General features: G+C 58.6%; 15 protein-coding genes and 2 pseudogenes. 2 read left to right on the top strand and 15 right to left on the bottom strand.

Annotation, left to right across the window (positions count from 1 at the left end; translation table 11 throughout):
- Positions 1-421: 421 nt before the first annotated feature.
- The 4 genes and pseudogenes from RX330_RS09935 to RX330_RS09920 form a co-directional block, all read right to left on the bottom strand.
- A pseudogene (locus RX330_RS09935) lies at positions 422-1,637 on the bottom strand (EAL domain-containing protein).
- A gap of 1,935 nt (positions 1,638-3,572) precedes the next feature.
- On the bottom strand, positions 3,573-4,091 hold the full coding sequence (locus tag RX330_RS09930; RefSeq protein WP_144030660.1) for a hypothetical protein: 519 nt from the start codon (positions 4,089-4,091) through the stop codon (positions 3,573-3,575).
- Positions 4,092-4,398: 307 nt separating this feature from the next.
- Positions 4,399-4,744 (bottom strand): annotated as a pseudogene (locus RX330_RS35685) (helix-turn-helix domain-containing protein); the annotation flags it as partial.
- A gap of 499 nt (positions 4,745-5,243) precedes the next feature.
- Positions 5,244-6,134 (bottom strand): di-heme-cytochrome C peroxidase, encoded by an 891-nt coding sequence (locus RX330_RS09920; protein WP_317242863.1) that lies wholly within the window; start codon positions 6,132-6,134, stop codon positions 5,244-5,246.
- A gap of 149 nt (positions 6,135-6,283) precedes the next feature.
- Between RX330_RS09920 and RX330_RS09915 the strand changes: the two genes are divergently transcribed.
- Positions 6,284-6,484 (top strand): hypothetical protein, encoded by a 201-nt coding sequence (locus RX330_RS09915; protein WP_085399662.1) that lies wholly within the window; start codon positions 6,284-6,286, stop codon positions 6,482-6,484.
- A 437-nt stretch (positions 6,485-6,921) separates the two neighbouring features.
- Here RX330_RS09915 and RX330_RS09910 read toward each other — a convergent pair whose 3' ends face one another.
- From RX330_RS09910 to RX330_RS09895, 4 genes are read right to left on the bottom strand one after another with little or no spacing between them, the layout of a single operon-like run.
- Positions 6,922-8,553 carry a non-canonical purine NTP pyrophosphatase gene (locus tag RX330_RS09910; RefSeq protein WP_085399661.1) on the bottom strand — a complete coding sequence of 544 codons (1,632 nt, stop codon included), beginning with the start codon at positions 8,551-8,553 and terminating at the stop codon, positions 6,922-6,924.
- Positions 8,550-9,545 (bottom strand): beta-ribofuranosylaminobenzene 5'-phosphate synthase family protein, encoded by a 996-nt coding sequence (locus tag RX330_RS09905; protein WP_317242862.1) that lies wholly within the window; start codon positions 9,543-9,545, stop codon positions 8,550-8,552. Before RX330_RS09905 ends, RX330_RS09910 begins: the two co-directional genes overlap by 4 nt.
- Positions 9,523-10,242: a hypothetical protein gene (locus tag RX330_RS09900; protein WP_317242861.1), complete on the bottom strand. Its 720-nt coding sequence runs from the start codon at positions 10,240-10,242 to the stop codon at positions 9,523-9,525. Before RX330_RS09900 ends, RX330_RS09905 begins: the two co-directional genes overlap by 23 nt.
- Positions 10,239-11,378 carry a DNA adenine methylase gene (locus tag RX330_RS09895; protein ID WP_317242860.1) on the bottom strand — a complete coding sequence of 380 codons (1,140 nt, stop codon included), beginning with the start codon at positions 11,376-11,378 and terminating at the stop codon, positions 10,239-10,241. The genes RX330_RS09900 and RX330_RS09895 overlap by 4 nt, the downstream gene beginning before the upstream one ends.
- A gap of 880 nt (positions 11,379-12,258) precedes the next feature.
- Here RX330_RS09895 and RX330_RS09890 point away from each other — a divergent pair.
- Complete coding sequence (locus RX330_RS09890; RefSeq protein WP_317242859.1) at positions 12,259-12,771, top strand: hypothetical protein; 513 nt, start codon at positions 12,259-12,261, stop codon at positions 12,769-12,771.
- Between the two features lie 67 nt (positions 12,772-12,838).
- Here RX330_RS09890 and ccoS read toward each other — a convergent pair whose 3' ends face one another.
- The 7 genes from ccoS to ccoO form a co-directional block, all read right to left on the bottom strand.
- Positions 12,839-13,000 carry a cbb3-type cytochrome oxidase assembly protein CcoS gene (ccoS, locus tag RX330_RS09885; RefSeq protein ID WP_317242858.1) on the bottom strand — a complete coding sequence of 54 codons (162 nt, stop codon included), beginning with the start codon at positions 12,998-13,000 and terminating at the stop codon, positions 12,839-12,841.
- Positions 13,000-15,189, bottom strand: coding sequence for a cation-translocating P-type ATPase (locus RX330_RS09880; protein WP_317242857.1), 2,190 nt, complete (start codon positions 15,187-15,189; stop codon positions 13,000-13,002). The genes ccoS and RX330_RS09880 overlap by 1 nt, the downstream gene beginning before the upstream one ends.
- 11 nt (positions 15,190-15,200) lie before the next feature.
- Positions 15,201-15,692 (bottom strand): FixH family protein, encoded by a 492-nt coding sequence (locus tag RX330_RS09875; protein ID WP_317242856.1) that lies wholly within the window; start codon positions 15,690-15,692, stop codon positions 15,201-15,203.
- 18 nt (positions 15,693-15,710) lie between these two features.
- Positions 15,711-17,177, bottom strand: coding sequence for a cytochrome c oxidase accessory protein CcoG (gene ccoG / locus RX330_RS09870; protein ID WP_317242855.1), 1,467 nt, complete (start codon positions 17,175-17,177; stop codon positions 15,711-15,713).
- A gap of 110 nt (positions 17,178-17,287) precedes the next feature.
- Entirely contained in the window at positions 17,288-18,163 is an 876-nt protein-coding gene (gene ccoP, locus RX330_RS09865) for a cytochrome-c oxidase, cbb3-type subunit III (protein ID WP_085399668.1), read from the bottom strand.
- A 6-nt stretch (positions 18,164-18,169) separates the two neighbouring features.
- Positions 18,170-18,334: a cbb3-type cytochrome c oxidase subunit 3 gene (locus tag RX330_RS09860; protein ID WP_085399669.1), complete on the bottom strand. Its 165-nt coding sequence runs from the start codon at positions 18,332-18,334 to the stop codon at positions 18,170-18,172.
- A 13-nt stretch (positions 18,335-18,347) separates the two neighbouring features.
- On the bottom strand, positions 18,348-19,082 hold the full coding sequence (ccoO, locus tag RX330_RS09855) for a cytochrome-c oxidase, cbb3-type subunit II (RefSeq protein WP_085399670.1): 735 nt from the start codon (positions 19,080-19,082) through the stop codon (positions 18,348-18,350).
- Positions 19,083-19,085 lie beyond the last annotated feature (3 nt).

Genomic DNA, 19,085 nt, shown 5'->3' with positions numbered 1-19,085 from the left:
GGGGCTGAGACCATGTTGCATCTGCTACAGCAACAGGCCGCTTCAATTCAAGCTATGAGAGCCCTCGGCAGTACTCCGAGAGCATGTCGCGACTCGACCGCCGCGCGCTTCCGTCGGTTTGTCCGGCACGGCAGCGCGGGCTACGCGACGCTCGATGATCCGAAACCGGCGGCGCGACTAAAAGCCGCGAGCCGACGCACGTCTAGGCCGGGTTTCGGCAAACCTCCGGTCACACGCCCTGACTGGAGGTTTTGTCCAAGTCTCGCTCGGAGGGAAATGAAGTCGCGCCGGGAGGAGCGACACTGGCCTTGCAGACTGACCGATAATTGCAGTCAGCCTCACGCCTGGCGCCGAGTAAGCATGGCGGTGTGGGCGAGCGCTGCTACGCTTTGCTTGACTGTGCTCAGCCACTCTCACGCACCTAGTTTGGAAGAAGTGGAGGAGTGCTGAAAGATGACTGCGCAAATTGCTTCAGCGGCATGGCCTTTCCGAACAGATGGCCCTGCGCAAGGTCGAAGCCGAGTTCGGTCACAGCGATCAGGTCGGCATGGCTCTCCACACCTTCGGCGACGGTGCGCGCACTGTATTCTTTGGCTAGATCGACGATCTGGCGGCACACCGTTCGCTTCAGGGGCCCATTTCCGCAACCCGAGACGTATTGCCGGTCCACTTTCAATTTCATGAACGGGAATCTCTCCACCCCCATCAGCTGCGGCCAATTGGCGCCGACATTGTCGATTGCAAGGCCAATGTTGTAAAAGCGAACCTCGCGCGCGACCTCAATCAGGAGATCTAGATTGCGGATGGCTTCCTCGCTCTCGATTTCAATAGTCAAGCCGCCGAAAGCGGGGTGCGACGGCATGCGCTGACACAGATCGCGTACCGCCTGCGGGGTCCATCAGGAATGCTGCCGGGAGATTGATGGAGAGATCGATTGAAGTTTTCTGCTCCAGAAGATACCGCCAATCCTTGATTGCGCGGTCGATCACGAACTCCGACAACTCCCTCAAATGCGGATCGTGAGGCTCTGGGATGAAATAGGCCGGTGGAACAACGCCCCAGGTCGGGTGCCGCATTCGCACAAGCGCCTCGGCGCCGCGGCGGCTGAGGGTACACGCGTCAAACTTCGGCTCATACCAGAGCTCAAGCCATCCAGCGTGTAAGGCTTCTCCGACATGGACCGCGGGACGGGGCGCCGGCTCTCTGGGCAAGAGCATGGCGACCCGATCGCGCAGCGTCTCGGCTGCAAACGGCGTCCTCAGCGGCGGCAGCATAGCAAGTCCATATTCGCCCCCGACCTGCTGCACTGCCGTCATGATGATCGATTCGCGGGCGCCAAATGCCAGCACTCTGCCTGCAAATTTTTCGCGCACGAGTATCTCGAGCAATCGTCCAGGCTCGATGCGATCCGAGCCAATGCCGAGCAGGATCAGATCAGGGAGCTCCGTGCAGAGTACGAGCGGCAGCTCTTCAGCAGTCCCGCATTCGCTGATAATAAACCCCATATCCTCCAGCACATCCTGTAGAAACGCGCGCAGATGCCGCTTGCCGACGGCCACGCACGCTCGCGGCCGCACCTTACGCCGCCCGAAGATCGCAGGTTTCCCTCCGATCAATTCGGCCTGCCCATGCTCCATCGCAACCACTCCCGTTCCGTGACGACCGTTTAAACGAGGAGCGAAGGTTCAAACAAGCTGCGCTTGTCGCTATCTTTCGATTCTTCGAGGTAAGCTTAAGATAGTGCATGAGCAGGCAATTCGCGATGTTGTTCTGACGATTTTGTCGGGCGCGCGCATGATACCTCTTCGCGTAATTTTGTTGAGTGACGCACGCGACTGTGGAGAATCTCACCGTCGGACTGATGCGCCCTATGGCTCATGGTACAAGATCTACTTCATGGACTCACTCATGAGTGACGATCGGCAAACTCTCTTACGAATGGTTCGTCGGCATGGCCGGCTTGCACACGCGCGAATGTGGCGTATGGTTCATTTATTTTCCAATCGAAGGAAGTCCATCCTGAGTTCGCAGGCGCTCAAGACGCGGTCGATTCTGAAAACGGAAGCAGCTTGCACTTACTCACCTCTGTTGCTTATAGCAGTGCGGAGGTCCCATTCTCTACCGAGCTTGATAGTTGCTCTCGGTTGAGCTTTCGGTATCCTTTTGACTATGGATTTCTTCAAGAGGGATTAACGTCGCGGTGTTCGTGCTGGCGCTGAAGCGCAAGGCCCGCCACGGGGGCTCGGCTTCGCGCAGGGGCGTGCCAGGAGATGAGGGCGCGATCGCAGAAGCGGTCGAAAAGCTAATATCTGAATTACGTGGCCCCGGAGCAGAGTTCAGCCTTTGAAGGCGCGAAGCAGGCGGATCTGCGCCTGATTCAGGATCCCGAAGGGGCCTTCATTCTTGTTATCAAGCAACAAGCCACGGGGCAGATTGTACGGCTCGCTACCATCTCATCCGTACAGGCATGGGAGCAGCCGGAGCGTACGGCGTGCTTCAGGAGCTATGGATTTCCCGCGACTTCCGAAGCTCTGACAACGTCGGCATCTCCTCGAGGGGGTACATTCGGAGGCGACGCGCCATGATTGAGGTTGCGTCGCCTCCGGATGGCTATCCGGCCTTAGCACGGGTACGCCGTTTCTACGAGGCGAGCACATATCGATTGCAGGATTGCGCGCGCAAGAGGCCGTGACGGCACTATGAACTCTGCTTCACACGGTTAAATCGCTCCTGAGCTCGCGCGCTACCAGTAAAGTCTTTCAGCAGCAAGTCCTGTTGGTTCTCGCAACGAACGCTTCAACGCGTGCGTCGCGGCCAAGCATGGTCGAGAACCTGGACTGGATGCGGTGCTACTCCCACTGCTAGCGGTTACCTCTTCGACCTTCTTGGCGGGAAGATTCGACATGTCAGTGATCAAATCGTTCTTCATTGTGCGAAGCGATAAGATCGTCTTCTCAACGCTCCTGGACGGCAAGCCGAGACTTGCCCGGCTAAAAGCGCGCAGGCAAGTCGGCGGGGCGCGGGCGGGCGAAGCCCCGGCCGGTCTTTCCCCGCACAAGCCACCATAATGGTGAGTGCACAAGACGTGAACGTCCCGGACAAGGTCCCACTCTCGGTGCAGGCCACCATGAAGAAGGATTTGCGCGAGGTCTATGGGCGCGAGCCCAGCGTCCGCCGAAGCGTCGACCGACGTCTTCGCCAAGACGTTTTGCGCGACGTACGGCTGGGCGGTGGAATGCCTGGTCAGGGATCGCGACGCACTGCTGCCCTTCTGGGATTTTCTTGCCGCACATTGGGGCTGACTTGAGCACTACCAATCCCATCGAGCGCGTGTCCGCAACCGGGCGATACAGGACCGTGCGGACGAAGGGCTCCTTCGCCAACCACCGCCAGGCCGATGGTGTTCAAGCTGGTTATCGCCGCATCAAGGACCTGGCGGCGGCTCAAAAAGCGCAAATCCGTTGCCGAAGGTCGTCGCAATCGTCGGATTCAACGACGGCATCAAGATTGAGCCATTTTTTCTCAATGTGCGATGAATGCGCGACGGTATCCCCGATCGTGCACGCGTTTCGCTAAACGCCTGACATTCGATCCAGTTCGTCCGCAACCAGCTTTTCGGCATTAAAGTTCTCGTTGGACTGACAAAATACTTCCTCGGCGGTGTAAGCCATGGCCTCTAGCGGACTTTGCCGATACCCATGTTTCTCCAATCCATCGGCGTACGTCGCGAGAAACCTTTCAGGACCAAGCAATCGCCACTGTACAACATGGACTAATTCATGAAAGTGGAGCCGCTCACTCGACGCAGAGCGACGCTTTACGAAGAATGTGTCCAGGTACGTGATACCGTCGTAATCGCCGTTTTCGAATTCGGCGAACTGGCTGAGTCCTAAAGATGATAGTGGCGGCATCGGAACCCGTTCGACGACGGCAACCTTGGTCGACGATAAGAGATTTCCGCTGAAGTATTGCGACAGTCTCGGGAATCCGAGCGAACTTACGATCCTTACTTCGTTCGAATGTGCTTGTAGTGTTTGATGAATCCAACCGATTAAGTGAGGGTATAGTGTTTGGAACTGTTCCGGCGTCATGCGCGCTTTCCCCGAATTTGGAGTTTGGGAGACTCGATCAAACCTAGCATTGAGCTATACGCGCCGCCTGTTGGAGCCTTCCCTTTATTGCGAAAGTACCTTCCCTTATTGCTTATTCTCAATATGGATCTCATTCATCAGGTCTCATTAATTGAGGAGCGGACATTTTTGTCTGCGCCATATCGGACCTAACGTACCTTTCTGGACCGGACATTTTTGTCCGGGAAGTCTCCGTGAGATACAGTTCATAGATGTTCGTCTTGCCGAGGCCTCGTCTCTGGATCGTGAGCAGCCCATTTGCTTCGTGTGTGATGCGGTGGCCTGGTCTTACGAAACTGCCGAGCTTCTTGATGTCCATATGGATGAGCTCGCCGGGGTGCTCGCGCTCGTAGCGGCGCACCGGCTCGGCGGGCTCCAGATCGCGTATCCGGCCTAATCCCAAGCGGCGAAAGATACGGCTGATGGTGGCCGGTGACACCTCGATCTCGGCATCAATCTGATTACCGGAGTGGCGCTGTCGGTGCAACGTCTCGACGGCAGCGCACGTGGCCGGCGGGGTTTGGCTCGGCGATGAATGAGGTCGCGACGAGCGGTCGCGCAAAGCCATCCACGCCTTCTGCTCGGAACCGCTTGACCCATGTGGCCAAGGTTTTCGGTGTCGTGCTGAACTAATTTGCCGCGTCAGCCTGCCTCAGCCCGCCCTCGACCTCGTCTCGCACCATCGCCTCTCGACCTTTGGGCGTCAAAGGCGCATTCTTGTGGACGTTCATCTGGTCTCACCATGGAATACTGAAGCTTCGCAACCTCAGCTTCCTCGGTTCAGACCAGATGGACAACCTCCTGAGAGACCAAAGCTAGAGCGCTCCGTAGCCCATATCCGGGCCGGTCAGGTCGGACAGAAACGCCACCTTGTAATTATGAACATCGCGTCGCGTGCAAGTCGCGTGGCAGTTCGGCAAGAAGAATGATGCTTCGAAAGCTGGTTCCACATTCCTTCGCGACAATCTGTGATATGCAAGGGCGCTTGACCCACCTCAGGGGAATACATGAGAAGCGACCGAGGGAAGAGCTGCTCGTATGGACGAGATGGGCCAACGGCTTCGACAATTCGAAAGGTCTCGATTGACTTTCCACGTGCAGGCAACGGACCTCTCACAGCGTCTTGAGATACTCGACAAGTGCGCGCCGCTCGGCGTCGGTCAATTCTGGCCCGATGACACCAGGCGGCAGCTTCGTTAAGTCGGTTTCCTTGCCTTCAAACGAATGTCCACGATTGCCGTTCCCAAGCAGCGAGACACTGAATTCCGTCAGACCGGCCGCACAGGCGTCGCTCGCTTGAGTTTTCGTGACAAGCCCGACATTGACTGGATCGAATTCGCGACTGCCAACGCAGAAGGACATCGGCCGTTCCTTCTGCGGCAACAACATGTCTCTTAGCGTCGGCACAGACCCGTTGTGCAGATACGGAGCTGTCGCCCAAACACCATCCAGCGGGCGCGCCCGATATTGAGGTTCGAGAGCAAGAACATCTTCGTCCTTTCCGTTATGGTTCGCCCGAGCCCCAACGTAGACTCGTTGGTTTTGGCAATTCTTCCTGGGTCCCCAGATCTGCTGCTTGGCTTCTTCCGAGGTGCCGTTCGCAATGATCCATTGGTCAATTGTCTTTGCGAACAGGATATCGGTCTCGCGACGAAGGCTCCGAGCCATCAAGGGCGCCAAACGTCGTTGAAGAACGTCGTTGTCCTTGATGATGCGGTCGCCGGCCATGTGCTTCTCGGCGAAGAAGCGACGCTGGCCGAGATAACCCGGTTTCAGCAACGTAGCGAGATTGAACATATCATAGCCGCTATTATGGATCGGCGTGGCGGTGAGGAATACGCGACGCCGGGCCCGCAGCGAGTAGACGAAGCGGAATCGAAGACGGTCCGCGTTCCGGCAGTCATGCGCCTCGTCGACGACGAGCAGATCCCACATCCGCTTTCGAAGCATCTCGGACATACCCGCCGCCAGCAGCGCATTAATGCGTGCTTGAACTTCGGGCACAGACCGAATCTCTCCGTCATCAAATCGCCGGCAAAACTGACATCATGAGCGAGTTCACGCATCGGACCAGCGGATAAGGTCAACTGATGGAGAGTTGCGCCTCAATGTAGCTGTGCTAGTACGCCCACTCTCGAATCGAGGAGCTAAGAGTGGCGAAAAAGGCAAAGAAGACGGCTACGAAAAAGAAACCTGTGCGTCGTGAATACACGAAGGCTGACGTGAAGGAGCTGCGCGCTCATTCGAAAGCGAAGACTCCGGTTGCGAATATTGCGAAGCTCACAAAGCGCTCCGAAGGCTCACTCCGCCAAAAGGCGCTCAAGCTTGGAATCCGGCTCGGTCATCAGCGCTAGAAGGCGGCATCATGACGCGCTTCAATAGAGTGTTCTCGAGCAGAACGTTGTTGAAGATCATCTGCGTTCTTGTCGCTGTTGTCACAATGAAGTTGTTGGGCACTCATTATGACTTCAGCTGGGCAGCCGCAGTTGCGGTTGACCAGAAGAACACCTTGGCAGACTGAGCAGAAAAAAAGTACGCCTAGTGGCGAGCTATCGCGCGGCTTTCTGGTGGTGGGTTCGGAATACACCCGATTGGGGACCGTGTCACTGTGGGCAACGGTACTCATTGCCCTATGCGCTTTCATTCCCGCAAATCGTGTCAATCCGAAGCCAGCGAGAGGTGGCCCGCAAACGAGCCGCGACCGATCACTTATTCAAGTCGGACGATCAGAAGGCCATGGACGCAATCCCGGCCGAGATGCTCGGTTAAATCTGCTGGCCGAAATCTGAAGCTAAAGCGGCTCTGCAGGACGCGAAAGGTTTTGGCTGGCTCTCAACAAAGTCCTTAACGAGCGAATAGCCATGCCGTAACCGGTGTTCGAAAGCCGGTAACGACGTTTGGCGTCGGATTGTTCGCCGGCAATCTCGTAATACGCATAGAAATCCTGATTGAAGTAACGGCTAACGTTGTCTTTATGCTTTGGCGGGGCATTCAAAAATGTCGCCTGAATTCTCCGGGCAATCTGCGTGGTAGAAAAGAAAGGCCGACTCTCCTCGCTGGTCCAAGCGCCCAGAAGAGCGATTAAAATGGCGTCCTCCAATTTGACCTCTTTTACGTCGACGAGTCGGGCGAGCGCGCTCGCAACGATAATATCGTCCGGCAGATCCGGCCCGGCGAGAACATCGATGGCTTCGAGATATTCGGGCAGGCTAGCCTCATTGCTAAGAGTCATCGCACCTGCGGACTTGGCGATCTCTTCGAGGCCCATTCGGCGTTGTTGTTCATCGCGTCGTCTAAACGCATCTAGGGATATATCATCTCCAGGTCGCCCACGCGCAGCAAGGCGTTTGTATCGGGCGGCTTCGTTGGATTCAACGAAGACTATGCGGATTGCCTTTCCCAGTACGTTCATGGCGTCGCTGAGGTAGTCAATTTCTCCGGGGGAACGAAAGCCGGATATGATTACCGGCCCGCTTCCCTTGTCTGCGATATATTCCGCGACTCTCTCTGCGGCGATCTCGGGTTTCTGAGCTAGAGCGTCTTCGGCGAAATCGCCTATCGAAATGTCACCACGATAGCCGTGTCGATAATAGTAATTCAGATACATGAAATCGCTCGCCTCAACGTGTAGATAGCCAAACTTTCGAGCGAGGTGCTGGCTGGCGGTGGTTTTGCCAGCACAGGTGAAGCCTGACATGACCAAGTTGGGCTTACGGTCGAGGCCAAATTCAAGTTGCTTCGGCTCGGAGGATAGATAGCGCCGCTCAATTAGGAAGTCGAAGAGTTGTGCGAAAGCCTTGCGTCTGAAGTCAACACGATCGGCATCGCTAATCGGTAGGGCTCCGAAGGGAAGTGCGTGACCGCTTGGGACGAACCATTTGTTGAAAGATCGATTGTCTAGCCAAGGATAGACTAGATTGGTCTCAAAAATGAACTCCGATCCCGCAACATGTCCCTGTTGCGTACCCACAAACGTCAAATAGTCGCTCTTGATCTGCCAGATAGCTTTGTAGTGCTTCGGAATATGCAGAAGAAGATCTGAACGCACCGTCGCCGATCTATTGTTCCCGCCTGAAAGTAGCATTGCTTCGAGATTGGAGAATGTCTGCCCTTCCATCCAGTATTTGATCTCAACGCCAGGTACCTCGCCTCCGTCCCGGCTGAGTGCATCGATCTTTACGGATGTATCTTCAAGAATGAATGGATGGTTGTCGGTCGAGAGGCCTGCTTTTGTGCACTGACGGAGTGCACTGCGATAACTTGCCTCCAATAGATCTGCTCTCGATGCTAACCGGGGTTCATCGTAATTTGCGTGGTAGGTGCGTTGCCGGAAGCCCTTAATGCGTACCGGGTATCTCTCGGCGATGTAACGTGCATGAGCCAATTTCGTTGAGTTCGATGTAAAGAAAGTCAGTTCTTTCATGGCAAAAGCCGCAGTACGCGCCCGCTGTTATTTGGGCGCGTTTTGTAGATCTCGCAATTCAAGGATAATTGGGCCTCGACTAAGCGATCTAGTGTTTGGGGCGTCGCAAAGCAGAAAAGGGATGGTCCCAAGCTGGACATTCCGACACAATCAACGCCAAAGCGCTCCACTTGCCCCTTCAGCCGCTGCAGAGCGCCGCCATATTCGTTCCACTCCAGCGCCTTCCAAGTCGTCGTCTGGATTGAGGTTACAGCGCGGCAAAACGCTTGATAGTCGTGGTCTTTGACCGCAGCGTAGATTCCGAAGACTGCCTCGTAGCAGGTGCGGTAGCTATCCTGGATAGCCAGCGGAAGGACGCGCTCGAAGAACTCCACCTCCTCTCGCTGTGTCTTTGCTCGTATACGCTCAGGAATACAGACGCAGAGTGGCCAGTCCGGCATTCTCAAAGTAGGAAGGATAGTTGCGGCGGAGACCGGCCTATTCGATTGCGACGACGGCGTAGGAAGGCTGCCGTCGGTGGGGCGGCCCAAATCTAAGATCATCCCTCCGCTGAAGTAAGACGTCACTCCGACGCCAGAAGTGCCCCCTCTCTTCGAATTTGCAACAAGAGCTTTATCAGCGGGCGACTGCCCGTTCAGCGCAAATAGAGCTTCCAGGATGGCAAGCCTGATTGCTGTGCCCGATCCCATACCCACGTGACTTCGAATGGGGCCGAAGATGGTGATCGTTGCTGGCCTAAGGCCATTTTCGAGTCGAACGACCTCGACATCACGGATCAGCTCATCGAGTTCGTGCTCAAGGAGTGGAATAGGTCGTGAGTCTCTAATTGTGAAGCGATAATTTAATTTAGCGTTGACGTTCGCGATCGGATTCACGATGGCGAATCCGATGCCGCCATTCATTCTGGGGCCTCCTGCATGCATCGAGATCAGGCCCAAATGGATACGAGCGGACGCGACGATGCTTGCCTCAGCCAGTTGGTTCACAGGCATTCCAGACCGTTTCAAAGTGATCATAGTACTTCTGAGCGAACCGCGTTGACATCGCTACGTGCACAGCAGGAGCGTATTTGCTTTCGTTGTCCTGAAAGATGGGCCCAGCAACCAGGTCGTCGTCGACGCTCATGAAGCTGTGCTGGGCCTTTGCACGAAAGCGGCGCAGCTCGATCCGTTCGCCGAACTCCGGTTTAAGTGCCTCGAGCTTGTGAAACAATCCAGGTAATCGAGGCGTGCTGCTCTCGGCGATGTGTTCGTCGTCTGGGATGAGGAGCTGAACATACAGTGTTTGATTGCGCCGAAGCGCATCTACAAGTGCGTGGTCTTCACTCTGTAAGTCTAAGAAGTCCTCGACGAATCTTGTGCAAGAGGCGCCCATCACCTGGACGGATCGTCGTGCCTTCGACACGAGCACAGCATAATAGGCTTTGTCATGGCGGCTGGCCAGTACACCGCGAATTCCCATTTGCTCATAGCGAGCCAAATCTCGAAGGGGTTGAGCTGATACAATGTAAGTAAGAAGAAAGACGAGGCCGCCTGAAATGACGCCGCCAACGAGGCCAATCAACTTAGCGTCGTTCGGATCTAGATAAAGGAAGTAATAGACTGCGCTACCCGATGTGACGATCGCCACCATCAGGACAATCAAAAGCCATGTCGGTATTGAAGTATTTCGGGCCTCAAATATGGTCATGGTCGTCCTATGAATAGTAGTTCTCGTCTGGGAGTAGCGCCAAGCGCGTGGCTGTGCTCCCGTGAGTGAATCGAGACATTCGCGAATGTGTCTTCAAAGAAACGCGTAATTTCGCGTTCGCCGGGACACGCTTTCGTCACATACGACAGGACGACCTGGGACTGTTTGTGCGTGCTGATGAAAGCAAATAGACGTTCCGCGAAAGTGGCTTTCGTCGCCCAGTCGAGCATCCATTTGGGGCGACGCAGTAGTCGAATGTCCGAAGCCGTATCGATCCGCTGCTCCCAAGTGCTGTAGTTCGCTAAGCCTTCCAAGAAGTGATAGCGACGCCAATAATCGTCTCGATTGTAACGCGAGATCTCGCTTACGTAGGGCGGATCGATGTAAACGAGGTCGTAGCCCGGCTTGATGCGCTCGACGTTGCCAGACTGCATGACAACGCATTGTGCGTGCGTTCTGAGGCCGCTTGGCAGTTCGTCGTAAGCCTGCATGATGTGATGCTGAAAGCTACGCTCCCATGTTACGTGATTGCCGAAAGATCGACTTACCCCTTTGTTGGTCCGGAGGTGTAAGTTGGACCGATGAAAGAGATTAAATGGGCGCTTCTTTAGGCATGCTTGATACAGAAGATAGCGGAGAAGCGCGGTCTGTGCTCGCGACAGGTCTGATCGTTGAAGCGAAGCCACAAAGCCGTCAATCCAGCTATTCTCTCTGTTCTTGTAATATATCCCGCGGAATGATCTCGATACGACGCCGGAAACAGGAGTAACGTTGTCAAGGAATTGGAATACATCGTCTCGGGTCATCGCAGTCTGATTGGAAAGCAACGTGCTTGCGATGTCCAAGTTGAATCGGAACCCGTCATGATACGTGACTGTCTTACGCATTGCTTTGAAAAGTAGCGAGACAGACGCCGTACCACCGAGTGCATCCAAGACGGTGTCGAACTCAAGGGTTCGGACGTGATCGTATATCCACGGGAGCAATTTTCGCTTGCTCCCATAGTATCTCGTCGATGGAAGCTGCGCGATCGTTTCGCTGACGGACTTTATCAGCGTCAGCGAAGGCGGAGTCTGCCCCTTAGGGCTCGCCGATATAATCTCTCTCTCAACTGCAAGCTTACTCAACCGCGACACTGGTCGTCCCCCAAACCCCGCACAGATACTATGGACGCGAAACTTGGAAGTAAACAATTCGCAGTTGATAACTAAGGGTATGCTTCACTCCGTATTCCAGCGGAGGCGATCGTGGCTGCGGGGCAACATAACGGCGTATGCGATTAGAAAATTCTTCCAGATCGGTGCTTCGCAGAAGGAGTCAGCTAGGACAGTTGGCAACTCCGACGGCAAGGGATCGGCCCCGCCTTTGATCACTCTTATGTATCCACCTCTTCGCGGCCCAAGCCCGCGGGAAGGACTCACAATAATTACCAGCCGTAGCTGTTCTCTCCACGGCACAGAACTGGCACGAAGCGCCCGCTTGAAGATTGAAAAGATTGGGCTTTTTGCGCCTTGTGACGGGGCTCATAACCTGAAGGTCACAGGCTGTCTGCAAACACATCTGCAACTGGGCTCCCCTTGATGGTTTTGAAACCTGGCCAAGCTGAAGAGCACAGGCGGTCCCGAAATGCGCTTTACTGTGCAGCTCGGCCTTGCAAGCCTCTGAAATCGCTAAGAATCCGAGCGCAGCATAAACCCACGTTTGGCTGCCGAGAAGCTCACCGGCGAGCCAGTTTTTTCTCTGAGAACGCCGCAACGAAATCGCAGCGCGCCAACACTCCCAGCATTGAACACTATCTGAGTAGCGTCTCGGCCGTGCCCCTGTGGACCCCGCCGCCAGCGTGTCATCCGGGACACGGGCCTTTTGCGGCATCGATGTGACGCTCGATGGGCGGACTAATCGACGCATTTCAAACGAGAAACGCTTCTACATCTCTCGCGGCGTTGCATTCTCTCGTTGTATCCTATAGGGGCGTAGTAGCGACTCCGAGTTGCTCAGGGGACACGAGAATTGTCGATGGCGAAGGCGGTCACCGTTCCTACCGACTACGAAGCGTACTTCGAAGTGAAGATACCGACCGATCTGGTCTACATGCCGAACGTGCTCGTGACTGTCGCCCGCGCCATTCCTGCCGAATGCCACGCTTACTGTACGTCGAAGAAATTTCCGAACGCGGGCAAAGGAGATCGGCAGGCGATCCTGCAGGCCTACGTCGAGGAACGGCTCGGCGGTCTGGCCGACTACGAATACCGCGCCTGGATAAATGGACAGCAGCCTTTCGTGACCCCACGAGAACTTCAGTTATGGCGGCTACGGAACTACGTGCAGTACATCTGGTACTGGAATCTCGCGGACGACGACGACTTGGCGATGATCTTCAACTTGACGCAGCGCAAGGCCGCCAATCTCGCATCGGATTTCATCGCGCGCTTCCGTAAGCCCGCCCTGGACGACACTCCGCACCATCGCCTCTCGGTGGGCGTCAAAGGCGCCTTCTGGACTTTCATCTGGTCTCTCTTGGAACACTGAAGCTTCGCAACCTCAGCTTGCTCGGTTCATACCAGATGGACAACCTCTGGAAAGACCACACCTAGCCCTAACCCTGCGCCTCCTTCGGCGGCCGGTCCTCGCCGACGGCCCGCCACGCTGCGCCCTCGAGATCGTCATACTGGCCACTCCGGAGCGACCAGAGGAAGGCGATGAGACCGGCACCTCCGAGTGCCAGCATCAGCGGAACTAGGATCAGCAGAATTTCCATCACGCGATCCCCCGCGAAGTGCTGCGTGCGCGCAGCGAATTTAGCATGACCAGGACTGACGATCCGCTCATGGCCGCCGCCGCAATCAGGGGCGTCACCACGCCGCTGATCGCGACCGGCACCGCCAGGACGTTATAGCCGATCGCAAGCCAAAGGTTTTGCCGCATCAGGCGCAGCGCCTGGCACGAAGAGTCGATCGCCGCGACGACCGGAGCCAACGGCCGGCCGAGGAAGACCAGATCGGCGGTCGCCTGGCTGAGATGCGCGCCCGAGATCGGCGACATCGAGACGTGAGCTGCCGCAAGCGAGGGCGCATCGTTCATGCCGTCGCCAACCATCAGCACTTTTGCGCCCCGCTGCTTCAACTCCTCGATCCGCGCGATCTTGTCGGCAGGGGTGACGCCGGCGCACCACTCGGGAATGCCGAGGGCGTCGGCCGCCGCCCTCACCGCCGGTTCGCGATCGCCGGACAGGATCTCGATGCCGATGTTGCGCGCCTTCAGCGCCGCGATCACCGCTTGCGCATCCGGACGCAGGCCCTGGCGCACGGAGAGGATGAACTTTTCGCCGCCCTTGCTGAAGACCACGACGGACGCCTCTGGATCGAGATCGGTGCCACTGACCAATGCCTCGGCACCGCAGAAAGACGGACGGCCGAGTCGGATTTCGACATCATCGACCACAGCACGCACGCCCTGCCCGGCCTCTTCGACCGCACTGAGGATGGGCGATTTGGCACCCGCAGCCTGCGCCACCGCAGCTGCGACAGGATGATGGCTCGACAACGCGAGCCGGCCGGCGAGATCGAGGATATCTGCCGGAATATCGGCCGCGTTCGTGACTTCGAGATCCGGCAGCGTCAGCGTGCCGGTCTTGTCGAAGATGACATGGTCGACTTCGGCGAGGCGTTCGATGGCATCGCCCGAATTGAGCAACACGCCGGACTTGAACATCGCGCCCGAGGCGATCGTCTGCACCGTCGGAATCGCAAGCCCGAGCGCGCAAGGACAGGTGATGATCAGCACTGCAACGCCGGTAACGATCGCATCATGCCAGCTTGCGCCCGCAATGACCCAGCCCAAAATGGTGATCAGCGCGGTCGCATGCACCACCGGCGCATAGAGCCGCGAGGCGCGGTCGGCGAGCCGCATGTAGCGCGAGCGCGCCTGGAGCGCGTTGTCGAGTAGCCGCGTGATCTCGGCGAGCAGCGTCGCTTCGGAGGCCGCCGAGACCCGCACCCGCAGCGTGCCGGAGATGTTCATGGAGCCGGCATAGACCGGCGTGTCGTGCTCGGCCGTGACATAGAGCGTCTCGCCGGTGATCAGGCTTTGATCGATCTCGGAATGCCCCTCGATTACGGTGCCGTCGACGGCGCAGCGCTCGCCGGGCCGCAAGAGCACGATGTCGCCGGGATGAATCGCGGCGACCGGCACCTGCGAGATTTCATCGGGGCCGACGAACTTGGCCGCGGTCTCAGCCTTGAGCGCGGCGAGATTGCCGGCGACCGCGCGGGTCCGCCGCCGCATGTTCTGGTCGAGGAAGCGCCCAACCAGGAGGAAAGTCAGCAGCATGATCGCCGCGTCGAAATAGGCGTGCTCGGCGTGGTTGATAGTCTCGACCACGGACATGCCCAGCGCAAGGCACACGCCGATCGAGATCGGCACGTCCATGTTGGTGGTCTTGGCCGACAGCGCGCGCCAGGCCGAGCGGAAGAACGGCTGGCCGGCATAGACCGCCGCCGGCAGCGCGATCAGCGCCGACAACCAGTGGAAGAAATCGCGCTGCTCCGGCAGCATGTCCGAGACATTGCCGGACCACACCGGGATCGACAGCATCATCACGTTCATGGTGGCGAACGCGGCGACGCCGAGGCAGCGCAGCAGGAAGCGCGATTCGGCGACCTCGGTCGCCTCCGCGCTCTCGGTCTCGTAAGGGTAGGCCTTGTAGCCGAGCTCTTCGAGCCGATCGATGAAGCGGGCCGGATCGAGCGTGCCCTGCTTCCATTCCAGCGCGACGCGCCGGTCGGTGAGATTCACGCGCGCCAGCGTGACGTCGGGAATGGCGGACAGCCCGCGCTCGATCTTCGCCATGCACCCGGCGCAATGCACGCCTTCGACGGCGAGATCGATGTGCTGGAGGCCTTCGCCCGCAGCCCGGACATAGTGGGAAAAATCCCGCGTCATCTGCATGGCGTGTTCTCTCAATTCAGGATCGCGCGGTTGCGCGACATGAACACACGCTCGCCCCGCGCGTCGCCCTCGATCACGAGATCCCACTGGCCCGGCGCGACGGAAGCAACGCTGCCGCGATAGATGCCGACGCCGGCCTGGGAGAGTTCGACCGCGAGATCGGCGCGCTTGTCGGTCGGCCGCTCCAGGCGGCCGCCGAATTTCAGTCCGGCGATCGGCTGGCCGCTCGCATCGCGCGCTTCGACCTGAAGCACGGCGCCGCCATCGGCGCGCCGCTCGATATGGGCGTTGACCCGCCATTTGCGCGCGGCCTGGTCCTGCGCCGCCGAGATCTCGCGGTCATAGGCGAGACCCGCAGCGTAAGGGCTGTCGACGTCGGTCCCGGGCAGCGTCGCGATCGCGAGCTTCGCCATGGTCACGTTGACGCCGATCACGACGCCGAAAAAGGCGACCAGCATCAGGAACACCTTCGTTCCGGTCAGCGGCTTCGGTGCGGATGCCATGGCGAACTCCGGACTTTCTCAAGGAGCGACAAAATTATCGGTGGCGGAGGCGACCTCGCCGAGCCCGATATCGGTGACGTGGAAGCGAACGGGGGTCGACTTCTCCGGATTGCTGTCCGCCGGCGCGGTAACGAGCAGCCGCAGCTCGCTGGTGGAGTCGCGGGCGATCACGATCATCGGCCGGTCCGGCGTCACCGAATCCACGCCGACGACATGAATCGTCACGTTGACCGGACCATCCGCGTCGATCGCGACGACGCGTTCGTAGCCGCTCTTGTTCAGGAGTCGGACTGTATAGGCGTTGCGGATCGAGCCATCGCTGAGCCTGACCGCGACCGGATTGCGGTCGTGCAGCACGTTGACGTCGAGCAGGCTGCGCGTCGCCAACGTGTAGAGCATGAAGCCGCCGACGGCCGCGATAATCGCGCTGTAGACGACGGTGCGGGGACGGACGACACGATATAGCGGCGCCTTGCCTTCCTGGCGGCGATGGATGTTGATGTCGTTGTCGTAGCCGATCAGGCGCTTCGGCCGGCCGATCTTGGTCATCACGTTGTCGCAGGCGTCGATGCAGAGGCCGCACTGGATGCATTCGAGCTGCGGCCCGTTGCGGATATCGATGCCGGTGGGGCAGACCGCGACGCACTGGTAGCAGTCGACGCAGTCGCCGGCGTGCTCGCCCAGCGCGCGCAGCTCGATAGCCTTCTTGACCGAAGTGCGCTTCTCGCCGCGGTCGTAGCGGTAGGTGACGTTGAGCGCCCATTCGTCGGTGAGCGCGGCCTGGATCCGCGGCCACGGGCACATATAGGTGCAGACCTGCTCGCGCATGGAGCCGGCGAGCACATAGGTCGTAGCAGTCAGGATGCCGATCCAGATATAGGCGATCATCGGCGCCTGGAAGGTGACGAGCTCCTTCACCAGCGTCGGCGCGTCGTTGAAGTAGAGCACCCAGGCGCCGCCGGTCCACCAGGCGATCAGGAGCCAGATCGAATGCTTGAGCACGATCTCGGAGATGCGCTCGAGCTTCATCGGATCGGACGACTTGTCCTTCTTCATCCGCTCGCGCCGGTCGCCTTCGATCAGCCGCTCGACAGCATAGAACAGGTCGGTCCACACCGTCTGCGGGCAGAGATAGCCGCACCAGATGCGGCCGCCAACCGAGTTCATCAGGAACAGCGCCACCGCGGCGACGATCAAGAGGCCGGTGAAGTAATAGACCTCCTGCGGCCACAGCTCGATGAAGAAGAAATAGAAGCGGCTGTTGGGAAGGTCGATCAGCACCGCCTGGCTGGGAGCACCGAGGCCGCGGTTCCAGCGCACGAAAGGCAGGACGTAGTAGACACCGAGGCAGAGCGCCATCAGGCCCCATTTGATCCGGCGGAAGGTGCCGGAGATGCTCTGGGGATACACCTTCTTGTGGGTTGCGTAGAGCGGCCCGTAGTCGTCGTCCGATGTGAGGTCGTTCGGGTTCACGGGCTTGTTCATCGCGAAATTTGTCTCGAGAGGTGCGATTAAACCTAGACCCGGCGCCGCCGCGTCAGTTGATCCTGCTCAAACGGGGGCACTTTTGTTTGCCCCCGTCGTTCGCTGATCCACTATTTTCCGCCGCCCAGCGAGTGGACGTAGACCGCCATGGCCTTGATGGTGGAAGGATCAAGCCGCCCTTCCCAGGCCGGCATGACGCCGGCGCGGCCCTGGCTGATGGTCTCGATCAGGGTTGCCTCGTCGGAACCGTAGAGCCAGATCTTATCGGTCAGGTTGGGCGCGCCCATCTCCGGGTTGCCCTTGCCGCCGTCGCCGTGACAGGCGACGCAATTGTCTGCGAAGATCTTCTCGCCCTTGGCGGCGTCATAGCCCTTCCGGGTCGGGAGGTCCGACAAGGACCGCACGTAGTTGGCAACCGTGACGACCTCGTCCGACTTCAGCACGCCGTCCTTGCCGAAAGCGAGCATCTGGCCTTCATGCGCCTTGGCGTGGCCGGAGCGCGCGCCGAACTGGATGGTCTGCATGATCTGGTCGAGCGTACCGCCCCACAGCCAGTCGTCGTCGTTCAGGTTCGGATAGCCCTTGGCGCCGGCGCCGCCGCTGCCGTGACACGGCGCGCAATTGTCGCCGAACACGGTCTTGCCCTTGGCCCGGGCGAGCGCCAGCAAGGCGGGATCCTTCTCGATGTCGGCGAGCGAGGCCGCGCCCAGCGCCACCATCTTGGCTCCGCGGATCTTCTCGAGATTGGCGAGCTCGACCGCGACGTCGGCGCGTGTCGAGTAGCCGAACAGTCCTGTGGTATTGCTGGAGATCAGCGGCCAGGCCGGATAGACGATCCAGTAGCCGATCGCCCAGACGATGGTGAGGTAGAACGTAATCACCCACCAGCGCGGCAGCGGCGTGTTGAGCTCCTTGATGCCGTCCCACTCGTGCCCGGTCGTGGACCTGCCGGAGACGGAATCGATGTCGCCATGATGATCGGTCATGATCTCTTACTCCTCCCGCAACGGCAGGCGTGCCGCTTCGTCGAACGCAGCCTTGTTGCGGGGCCAGAATGCGTAGGTGATGATCGCGAGAAAGATCGCGACGAAGACCGGCGTCCAGATCGTGGTGACGAGACTGGAGGCGAGATTGTCGAGTGTCAGGATGGCTTTCATCGGTGATGCCTTCTCAGCGAAGATTGGCTTTCTCGTTGTAGATCTTGAAGTCGACCAGCGTGCCGAGCATCTGCAGATATGCGATCAGCGCGTCCATCTCGGTCGGCGTGCCGGTCTTGCCGTCGAAATTGCGCACCACCGCCTTGGCGTAGCGCTTGCTGAAGGCATCGGTGCCGGCATTGTCCGGATCGGCCTGGGCCTTCATGTCGGCGCCGGCGTTGGCGATCTGGTCGTCGGTATAGGGCACGCCGACCGTCCTTAAGGTGCGCATGTGGTCGGCGATCGTGTCCGGATCGACCTCGGTCTGGGCCAAGAACGGATAGCCCGGCATCACCGATTGCGGCACGATCGCGCGCGGATTGGTCAGATGGGCGACGTGCCAGTCGTCGGAATATTTGGCGCCGACGCGGGCAAGGTCAGGACCGGTGCGCTTCGAGCCCCATTGGAACGGATGGTCGAACATGCTCTCGGCGGCCAGCGAGAAGTGGCCGTAGCGCTCGACCTCGTCACGCAGCGGCCGGATCATCTGCGAATGACAGAGATAGCAGCCTTCGCGGACGTAGACATTGCGGCCCGCCAGCTCCAGCGGCGTGTACGGCCTGATGCCGTCGACTACCTCGATCGTGCTTTTGAGGTAGAACAGCGGCGTGATCTCGACGAGACCGCCGATCGCGATCACTAGCAGAATGCCGACGACCAGGATGATCGAGCTCTTTTCGAAGACTTGGTGGCGTGTCCAGAACGACATGGG

Source organism: Bradyrhizobium sp. NDS-1 (assembly GCF_032918005.1).
GTDB lineage: Bacteria > Pseudomonadota > Alphaproteobacteria > Rhizobiales > Xanthobacteraceae > Bradyrhizobium > Bradyrhizobium tunisiense.
Note: the sequence above shows the minus strand (reverse complement) of the source record. Positions and strands in the feature narration are given on the sequence as shown.